Source organism: Arthrobacter sp. H5 (assembly GCF_000520595.1).
In the GTDB taxonomy this organism is placed as follows: domain Bacteria; phylum Actinomycetota; class Actinomycetes; order Actinomycetales; family Micrococcaceae; genus Arthrobacter_D.
Genome location: NZ_KI915020.1, coordinates 9,000 through 17,919, shown reverse-complemented (window position 1 = coordinate 17,919; position 8,920 = coordinate 9,000). Strand labels below are relative to the sequence as shown.

Below are 8,920 nucleotides of genomic sequence, written 5' to 3'. Positions count from 1 at the left end.
GCGCCTATCAGGTGTCTCTGACGGCCGGTACAGTCCTGCACAAGACCCATACCGCGCTGCATTTGTGGTTCTGGGCTGCTTACCTGATGTCCACGGGAACAACTGGAATTTCTGCCAGGCAGTTGCAGCGTCAACTTGGCCTCACCCGACATCAAACGGCCTGGACCATGCTGCACAAGCTGCGTCGGGCCATGGTCAACCCTGAACGCTCTCTACTGACAGGCGAGGTCGACGTCGATGAGTGCCAGGTCGGCGGCCGCGAGACCGGACGTCGCGGCGGCAGGAATCTCACCGCCAAAGCGGCGCAGGTGGTCGTTGCGGTGGAACATCGGGGCCAGGGTTCAGGGCGTGTGCGGATGAAAGTGATCGCTGATGCCTCCGGCGACACGCTGACCGGATTCATCACCGACACCGTCGCTCCCGGTGCGATCGTGCATACGGACGGCTGGATGGGTTACGCGCCATTGGCCAAGCAAGATTACGACTACCGGCCACGGTCACAAAGGGCCGCCAAGAGAGCCGGCGACGCAGACCCGGTCATGCCTCGAGTGCATCGTGCGATCAGCAATTTCAAGACGTGGCTGCGAGGGACACACCGATCTGTCAGCAATGAACAACTACAGGTTTACCTCGACGAATTCACGTTCCGCTACAACAGACGCAGCACGCCCATGGCTGCGTTCCAGACTCTCCTCGGTCTTGGCAGTCGGCAGCCGCCGACTACCTACCGCCAAATCACAGAAAATGGCCGAAACGCAAGACATGACCTGAGCTAACCGTTCACCCACTATGTGCTTTTTCCGGAGTTGGCAGTTGACGCCGGCGTTGAGACTGGAGACGGTGGGTGCCATGAAAAATGTGGGCACACTGTCCACGTTCTGGTAGCGAGCATGAAAAAGCTCCACCCTCGTTGAGGAATTTGTTCTGTTGCCTAGGTGAAGTCCCGTGGGAGGCTATGGGTATGCCTCTGATTGATTTGTCGCACCGGAATTTTTCAAGCTGAACGGTACCAATGGGAGTTAGGCGGCTGACTGTTCGGGGATTTGCTTGGGTTGGTTGATCCACGCGGGTCTTGGGAGCGCGAGGATTTTGGGGTCGGTGGTGGTGGTGAAGCGTTGGGGTGTTTCGTGCGGGCTGCCGGCGTCTTTCAGCGACTGTGCCTTGACTGCCAGCGCCGATCCGTTGGTGGTCAGCGCAATGTCCATATCACGGCCGTCCGGCGTCTTCAGCACGGCGAGCATACCCACCAGCTCCTCAAGCCCTTGCGCAGCAGCGGTTCGCCGCCGGTGAGGCGGATCTTCTCGACTCCGTGTGCCACGGCGATCCTGGCGAGCCGGGTCATCTCCTCGAAGGTCAGCAGCTCGGCGCGCTCCATGAACGTGAAGTCCTTGCCGAAGACCTCCTTCGGCATGCAATAAACGCACCGGAAGTTGCACCGATCGGTGACCGAAATACGCAGGTCCCGCAATTGACGGTTCCGGGTATCAGTGACCGTACCGGTCGGCGGTTCCAGCTCAACCGGGACATCCGATCGGTCACGGAAATAGTGGGGCTCGGGGTCGAGCGCACCGTTGTCCATCACAGCATCACCCCATGCTCGCCCGTGGGGTAAGGCTGGACCGGCGGTCGCCCTGTCATGGTCGGGCCTGACCCTGTCAAAACATTCCGAGTTGGAGCCGGGCGGCCTCCGACATCCGGTCCTGGCCCCAGGGTGGGTCCCAGACAAGCTCAATGTCGACGTCGCTGACGCCGGGGACCGATTGGACCGCGGCGCGGGCGTCTTCTTTGAGCACGTCGCCCATGCCGCAGCCCGGAGCGGTCATGGACATCTTGATCTCGACCCGGTGGGTGCCATCGGCGAGCGGCTCCGCTTGGCAGACGTAGATCAGCCCCAGATCCACGACGTTGATGGGGATTTCTGGGTCGAAGACGTTCTTGAGCTGCGCGATCACCTGATCCAGTTCGAACGGCCCCCCGTCCGCGAACGTTGCTTCGGCGCCAGGGCCAGCCAGTCCGAGCGCGGCGGAGTCCTCGGCACTGATCCGGACGAGGTATCCCATTTCGGTTTGGACGGTGACGCTGGCGCCCAGGGTCTGCGTCACGATGACGTGCTCGCCGCGCTGGAGCAGCATCGGCTGCCCGCCCGGGATCACCGTCGCCTGGCAGTCCTGCCCTAGTTCGATTGTTATGTATCGGCCTGAGTCCATGGTTGTTTACTCCGTCCCGTCCCGGCGGCTGGCGTCTTCGAGGGCGCTGCGCAACGCCTGCCAGGCCAAGGTGGCGCATTTGACCCGCGTTGGGTATTCCCAAACACCCGAAAGCACTGCGAGCTTGCCGACCCCGGCTGGCGGTGCATCGTCCTCGGATTCGGTGGTGAGCATGGTGTGGACGCGGGTGAATAGAGCGAGGGCCGCCTCTTGCCGCAGACCCTTCACCGCCATGGTCATCAGCGAGGCGGAGGCTTGGGAGATGGCGCATCCGTTGCCCTCGAAGGAAGTGTCGGCGATGGTGCCGTCGGCGAGTTGGAGGTAGAGCGTCAGCTGGTCACCGCACAGCGGGTTGAGGGCCTCGACCGTCTGGGTCGCGTCCTCGAGCGTACGGAAGTTTCGTGGCCTGCGGGCATGATCGATGATCACTTCCTGGTAGAGGCTCGTGATGTCATCACTCACCGCAGCACCCCTTGGCCCGCCCCGGAGTTCACCTTGTGCTACCCCGCTCATGGCTCGACCGGGCGGTCGCCATTCCCGAATCGGCTGGCTACCAGCGCCTCCAGCTGCGCCCGGAGCGCCTCCAATCCGATCCGGTCCACCATCTCGTGCACGAACGCGTCGATGAGCAGACCGCGGGCCGCCTCCAGCGGTATTCCGCGCGTACGCAGGTAGAGCAACGCGTCCTCGTCCAGTTGGTCGACGGCGGCACCGTGCGTGCACTTCACATCGTCGGTGTAGATCTCCAGTCGCGGTCGGGTGTCGACCTCGGCACGGTCGGAGAGAATCAAGTTCTTGTTCTTCTGGTTCGCATCGGTTCCGTCCGCTCCCGGACGAACCATGATGTACCCGTTGAACACCCCGTGCCCGCGTCCGTCCAGCACACCCTTGTACAGCTGGTGACTGGTGCAGTTGGTCGCGGCGTGATCCACGAAGATCGTGTTGTCATGTAGTTGATCACCCTGCGGCAGGTAAACGCCATCGAGGCTGACCTCGGCCCCCACATCTTCAAGAAGCACCCGCACCTCGTGGCGGGCAATGCTGGAGCCGAGCATGACCGAGCGCGAGGAGAAGCGGCTGTTGCGTCCTTGCCGGACGTCCAGCAGCGCCAGATGGAATGCGCTCACCGGCTCGTCCTGGACCTTGTAGTGCTCGATCCGGGCCCCGTCGGCGAGAACGGCCTCGGTGACGGCATTGGTGCAATACACGTCACCGTCGATGCCGGCATAGGTCTCGACGATCGTCGCGCGGCTGCCGGGCCCGGCCAGGATCACCGACCGCGGGCTGGACATCAGCGGGACCCCGCCGGTGTCAGAGAAGAACACGAGCTGGATCGGTTCGTCCACGCATGTGCCGGGTGTGAGGTGGACGAAGGCCCCGTCCTCGGCGAGTACGTCGTTGAACGCCGCGAACGCGTGATGCTCTCCCGGCGCATGCGCGAAGAACGGTTCGAGGCGCTCGGGCCCCGCGGCCAGCACCGCGGCGAGGTTCGTCACCTCGGCGCCGGCTGGCAGCCCGGTCAACCGTGAGAACTCGGCAACGAAGTGTCCATTGACGAAGACCAACCGGGGCCCGCCGAGATCGACCGCTGCTGCGTTGATCATGTCTGCCGATACCCGGCGGGCCGACCCCGGGGTGGCGGCCTCGAAAGGCACGGCCAAGATCGGGTCAAGCCCGGTGTACTTCCAGTCCTCGTCCTTGCGGGTCGGGAAGCCGTGCTCACCCACCCACCCGAGGGCGGCCAGCCGCGCCTCGGCGAGCCAGACGGGATCGCGGCCCTCGCCCCGGGGTTCGAAGCTGGAAAGCACTCCCCCGACAGCCATCGCCGTGGTCACTGGGTCGCTCCGGACAGCGCCGGACGCCCCGAGTTGTGTTGCTGCCTCAGGCCCGTATAGCCGTGCTCTTCGAGCTCGAGGGCAAGGTCCTTGTCCCCGGAGCGCACGATTCGGCCTGCAGCCATCACATGGACGCGGTCCGGGACAATGTAGTCCAGCAGCCGCTGGTGGTGGGTGATGACTAGCATCGCGCGGCCCTCACTGCGCAGGGCATTAACGCCGTTCGCGACCACCCGGAGGGCGTCGATGTCAAGGCCCGAATCGGTCTCGTCCAGGATCGCGAGTTTGGGCTCGAGGATCGCCATCTGCAGGATCTCGTTACGCTTCTTCTCGCCGCCCGAGAATCCCTCGTTGACCGACCGGCTCATGAAGGTCTGGTCCATCTCCACGAGCTTCATCCGCTCTTGGGCCAGCGCTAGAAAGTCCACTGAATCCAGCTCGTCTTGCCCGCGCTGACGGCGCAGGGAGTTCAGGGCCGTGCGCATGAAGTACATGTTCCCGACGCCCGGGATCTCGACCGGATGCTGGAAGGCCAGAAACACACCCGCCGCAGCGCGGTCCTCGGGCGAAAGGGCGAGCAGGTCCTGGCCCTCGTAGCAGACACTGCCGGAGACGTCATAGCCCTCGCGGCCGATCAGCACACTAGCCAGTGTGCTCTTACCCGACCCGTTCGGCCCCATGATCGCGTGTACCTCACCCGCGTTCAGCTCAAGATTCACCCCCCGCAAGATCTCGTTGTCCTCGATACTTGCATGCAGTTCTTCGATCTTCAGCATCATCCCACGCTTCCTTCCAGGCTCACGGTTAACAGTTTTTGCGCCTCGACGGCGAACTCCATCGGCAGCATCTTGAATACCTCGCGGCAGAAGCCGTTCACGATCATCGACACCGCCTCCTCTTCCGGGATACCCCGCTGCCGGCAGTACAGGAGTTGTTCCTCGCCGATCTTGGAGGTGGAGGCCTCGTGTTCGACCTGCCCTGTCGGGTTCTTCACCTCGACGTAGGGGAAGGTGTGCGCGCCACAGTCCTTGCCGATCAGCAGCGAATCGCACTGGGTGAAGTTCCGGGCACCCGCAGCCGAATGGCGGATCCCTACCAGCCCCCGGTAGGTGTTCTGGCCGTGACCGGCCGAAATCGCCTTCGAGATGATGGTGCTCCTGGTGTTCTTACCGATATGCACCATCTTGCTGCCGGTATCCGCCTGCTGATGCCGGGCGGTCAGCGCAACCGAGTAGAACTCTCCGACCGAGTTGTCACCCTTGAGGATCACGCCCGGATACTTCCAGGTGATCGCCGAGCCGGTCTCGACCTGAGTCCAGGAAATCTTCGAGTTCCGGCCGGCGGCCATACCCCGCTTGGTAACGAAGTTGTAGACACCACCGTTGCCCTGTGCGTCACCTGGATACCAGTTCTGCACGGTCGAGTACTTGATCTGAGCGTCATCGAGGGCCACCAGTTCGACCACCGCGGCATGCATCTGGTTCTTGTCGCGCACCGGCGCGGTGCAACCCTCGAGGTAGCTCACATACGCACCCTCCTCGGCGATGATCAGGGTGCGCTCGAACTGACCGGTATCCGCGGCGTTGATGCGGAAGTAGGTGGACAGCTCCATCGGGCAGTGCACGCCCTTGGGGATATAGCAGAACGAGCCGTCGGTGAACACCGCCGCGTTCAGGCAGGCGAAGAAGTTGTCCTTATACGGGACCACCGAGCCGAGGTATCGGCGCACCAGGTCCGGGTGGTTCTGGACAGCCTCGGAGAAGGAACAGAAGATGACACCGACATCGGCCAGCTTCTCTTTGAACGTCGTCGCAACCGACACCGAATCGACGATCGCGTCGACCGCCACGCCGCTGAGACGCTCCTGCTCACCGAGAGAGAATCCCGAGCTTGTCGAACATCTCCCGCAACTCCGGATCGACTTCGTCCATGCTCGCCACTTGCTTCTTCGGCCTGGGATCGGCGTAGTAAATGATGTCCTGGTAGTCGACCGGCCCGTAGGAGACGTGCTGCCAGGTGGGCTCAGCAAGCGTGAGCCAGTGCCGGTAGGCACGAAGCCGCCACTCCAACAGCCAATCCGGCTCGTTCTTCTTGGTCGAGATCAGCCTGATGATGTCCTCGTTGAGCCCCCTGGGGGCGACGTCAGTATCGAGATCGGTGACGAAGCCGTACTGGTACTCCTGGTTCGCCAGATCACGAACCTCATCAGAGATACCAGTCGTGGTTGTGGGTGCACTCATCTTCGTCTCCATGTCAGTCGATGTCAGTCGATGTCAGGCAGCGTGTCGATCAGTGCCCCTGCGGGGGCAGGGCGGCCACGAGCGGGTGGTCCCGGTGCGTGTTGCCGATCTTGGCGGCCCCGCCGGGTGAGCCCAGCTCCTCGAAGAACTCGACGTTCGCCTTGTAATACTCCGCCCACTCGTCCGGGGTGTCATCCTCGTAGTAGATGGCTTCGACCGGGCAGACCGGTTCGCAGGCACCGCAGTCCACGCACTCGTCGGGGTGAATGTAGAGCGAACGTTCACCTTCGTAAATGCAGTCGACCGGGCATTCTTCGATACATGCCTTGTCCTTGAGATCCACGCACGGCTGCGCGATGACATACGTCACGGTGTGACTCCTTCTCGTACGGTCGGCGCCCGACCGTCCCGGGTGGCCGTGGCGGGGGCGAAGGCCGCCGAGGCGTCCGTGTGGACGTGAGCCCCGGGCCGGTGGGGGGCAGTCTCCTGCGGGACGGTGATTAACCAACCGCTCCTTCGAGCTGCGGCCCGATCAGGCCGCTGGGCTGGAGGGTGTACTCCAAATTTCGCCGACCGCGACCCGCCGCGGGGCTGGATCCGCACGGTGACCTCGTCGCCGCAGGCCGGGTTGATGCGCTGTGCCTGGGCGTTGAACGGCCAACGCAGGCCCGCATGCTGCTCCCGCTTCGGGTCCTCCAGGATGATCTCCTGACAAAACCCCATCAGAGCCTCACCCCGAACACCGCGGGTACCTGGTCCAGAGCGCTCAGCAGCGCGTGGACCTCAACAACCGTGTTGTATGCCGCGAAGCTGACCCGCGTCGTCGCCGTCGCGTTCATCCGCTGATGCAGCGGCCAGGCGCAATGGTGACCGACCCGGACGGCGACCCCGGCATCATCGAGGATCTGGCCGACGTCATGGGGGTGGACACCGTCAACTACGAAGGCGACCACACCGGAACGGTCCTGGCCGTCGGCCGGTCCGATGACACGGACCCAGGGACGTTTCGCGAGACCGGCGAGCAGGACCCCGGTGAGGGCGTGTTCATGGGCCGTTACCCGCGGCATGCCCAGGCTGGTGAGGTAGTCGCAGGCCGCGGCCAGGCCCACGGCCTGGGCCGCCACCGGGACACCCGCCTCGAAGCGCTGCGGCGGAGCGGCGTAGGTCGAGCCCTCCATGCGGACGGTCACGATCATCGAGCCCCCGGTGAGGAACGGCGGCATGGCTTTCAGGAGGTCATAGCGGCCCCACAGGACGCCGACTCCCATTGGGCCGAACATCTTGTGACCGCTGAAAGCCAGGAAGTCGACGCCGAGATTGACCACGTCAACGGCCAGGTGGGGCACTGACTGGCAGGCGTCCAGGACGGTCAGCGCGCCGACCGCCCGGGCCCGATCCACAATGGCAGCAACAGGATTGATCGTGCCCAGAACGTTGGACACATGAGTGAATGCGACCACCTTGGTTCGGTCGGTGATGATCGTTTCCAGGTCGCCCAGGTCAAGGCGGCCATCGTCGGTGACACCGATCCAGCGCAGGGTGGCGCCGCTGCGCCGGGCGAGTTCCTGCCACGGAACGAGATTGGCGTGATGCTCCATCTCGGTAATGACGATCTCGTCTCCCTTGCCGAGCGCGAACCGCGCCGCAACATCCGCGTCGACGCCGTCCATGGCCCCGACCGCAGCCGCATTGCTGAAGGCATAAGCCACGAGGTTCAGGGCTTCGGTGGCGTTCTTGGTGAACACCACCTCCTGGGTCTGCGCGCCGATGAAACGGGCAGTCGTCTCCCGCGCGGACTCAAAGGCGTCGGTGGCTTCCTCGGCCAGCTGGTGGGCACCGCGGTGAACCGCGGAGTTGTGCTGCTCGTAGAACGCGCGCTCGGCATCGAGGACCTGACGCGGTTTGTGCGATGTCGCCCCGGAATCGAGATAAACCAACGGTTTCCCGCCACGCACGGAGCGCGACAGAATCCGGAACTCGCCACGGATGGCGGCTGACTCCTGCGTGGTGAATGCCCTGCCCAAGGCAATATCGCACATGGTGGCCCCCTTCAGTCCCGGATTGAGCTCTTCGATGGTGCTCATAGAAAGGACCCTTCATCAAAGGTGGTCGTTCCAGAGAATGCGTTTATGGGAACGGCACCCATGGGGATGAACGTCGTGCAGGCGTACCCACCATGGGCAAGCGTGGCCAGGCGTTGGACGTGAACCCCAAGCAGTCGCGAGAACCCGTCGCTCTCGGCGTCACAGAACGACGGGAACTGGGCTGCGACGTGCTGAACCGGGCAATGCCCTTGGCGCAGCTGCACACCGGCCAGGGGCGTACCCGCTCCAACGGGTCGGATGGAAGCGTCGAAACCGTCGGCGCTCAGTGCCGCCGCCAGCGCCCGCGCGCGGACAGCGACGTCCTCGCCCGCCGTGGCGAGCTGTGCGGCATACCGCGCTTCAAGCCCTGCGCTGCGTTCGCGGGCGAGCTCACCCACCGCACCCACACCCGCGTGTTCTGCAAGAAAGCGCAACGCCGAGGTGGCCACGTCGGCGTAGTCACTGTCCATCCCAGCGTGACCGGCCTCGGAGAGAATGTATGCGCGGGCAGGCCGGCCACGACCGGACCCGCCAGCAGTGGCGGCGGCGGGCTC

General features: G+C 64.0%; 12 protein-coding genes. 1 reads left to right on the top strand and 11 read right to left on the bottom strand.

Translation table 11 applies throughout. From position 1 onward, the window contains the following. Window positions 1–776, top strand: a 776-nt coding sequence (locus Y708_RS26235; protein ID WP_155853934.1) for an IS1595 family transposase, incomplete at its 5' end; no start/stop codon positions are given. 243 nt (window positions 777–1,019) lie between these two features. On the opposite strand, the gene Y708_RS31245 is transcribed toward Y708_RS26235, so the two are convergent. The 11 genes from Y708_RS31245 to Y708_RS26210 all read right to left on the bottom strand — a co-directional run. Then, the gene (locus Y708_RS31245) at window positions 1,020–1,241 is read right to left on the bottom strand and encodes a hypothetical protein (RefSeq protein WP_028281080.1); all 222 of its coding nucleotides are present in this window, start codon (window positions 1,239–1,241) and stop codon (window positions 1,020–1,022) included. Further along, window positions 1,226–1,579, bottom strand: a complete 354-nt coding sequence (locus Y708_RS31240) for a radical SAM protein (protein WP_028281079.1) — start codon at window positions 1,577–1,579, stop codon at window positions 1,226–1,228. Before Y708_RS31240 ends, Y708_RS31245 begins: the two co-directional genes overlap by 16 nt. Window positions 1,580–1,655: 76 nt before the next feature. Next, on the bottom strand, window positions 1,656–2,207 hold the full coding sequence (gene sufT / locus Y708_RS0118490; RefSeq protein WP_028281078.1) for a putative Fe-S cluster assembly protein SufT: 552 nt from the start codon (window positions 2,205–2,207) through the stop codon (window positions 1,656–1,658). A gap of 6 nt (window positions 2,208–2,213) precedes the next feature. After that, window positions 2,214–2,669 (bottom strand): Fe-S cluster assembly sulfur transfer protein SufU, encoded by a 456-nt coding sequence (gene sufU, locus Y708_RS0118485; RefSeq protein WP_028281077.1) that lies wholly within the window; start codon window positions 2,667–2,669, stop codon window positions 2,214–2,216. 47 nt (window positions 2,670–2,716) lie between these two features. Continuing rightward, window positions 2,717–4,042: a Fe-S cluster assembly protein SufD gene (gene sufD, locus Y708_RS0118480; RefSeq protein WP_216699837.1), complete on the bottom strand. Its 1,326-nt coding sequence runs from the start codon at window positions 4,040–4,042 to the stop codon at window positions 2,717–2,719. Continuing rightward, a complete protein-coding gene (gene sufC, locus Y708_RS26225) occupies window positions 4,039–4,821 on the bottom strand; it encodes a Fe-S cluster assembly ATPase SufC (RefSeq protein ID WP_051479170.1) in 783 nt (260 codons plus the stop codon). Before sufC ends, sufD begins: the two co-directional genes overlap by 4 nt. Beyond that, entirely contained in the window at window positions 4,818–5,891 is a 1,074-nt protein-coding gene (gene sufB, locus Y708_RS26220; protein ID WP_216699836.1) for a Fe-S cluster assembly protein SufB, read from the bottom strand. The genes sufC and sufB overlap by 4 nt, the downstream gene beginning before the upstream one ends. 19 nt (window positions 5,892–5,910) lie before the next feature. Next, window positions 5,911–6,282, bottom strand: coding sequence for a SufB/SufD family protein (locus tag Y708_RS30515; protein ID WP_216699835.1), 372 nt, complete (start codon window positions 6,280–6,282; stop codon window positions 5,911–5,913). A 49-nt stretch (window positions 6,283–6,331) separates the two neighbouring features. Then, a complete protein-coding gene (gene fdxA / locus Y708_RS0118465) occupies window positions 6,332–6,652 on the bottom strand; it encodes a ferredoxin (protein ID WP_028281075.1) in 321 nt (106 codons plus the stop codon). 352 nt (window positions 6,653–7,004) lie between these two features. Then, a complete protein-coding gene (locus Y708_RS0118455) occupies window positions 7,005–8,321 on the bottom strand; it encodes a SufS family cysteine desulfurase (protein ID WP_028281073.1) in 1,317 nt (438 codons plus the stop codon). A 41-nt stretch (window positions 8,322–8,362) separates the two neighbouring features. Continuing rightward, on the bottom strand, window positions 8,363–8,920 hold a 558-nt coding region (locus Y708_RS26210), incomplete at its 5' end, for a helix-turn-helix transcriptional regulator (protein WP_162150498.1).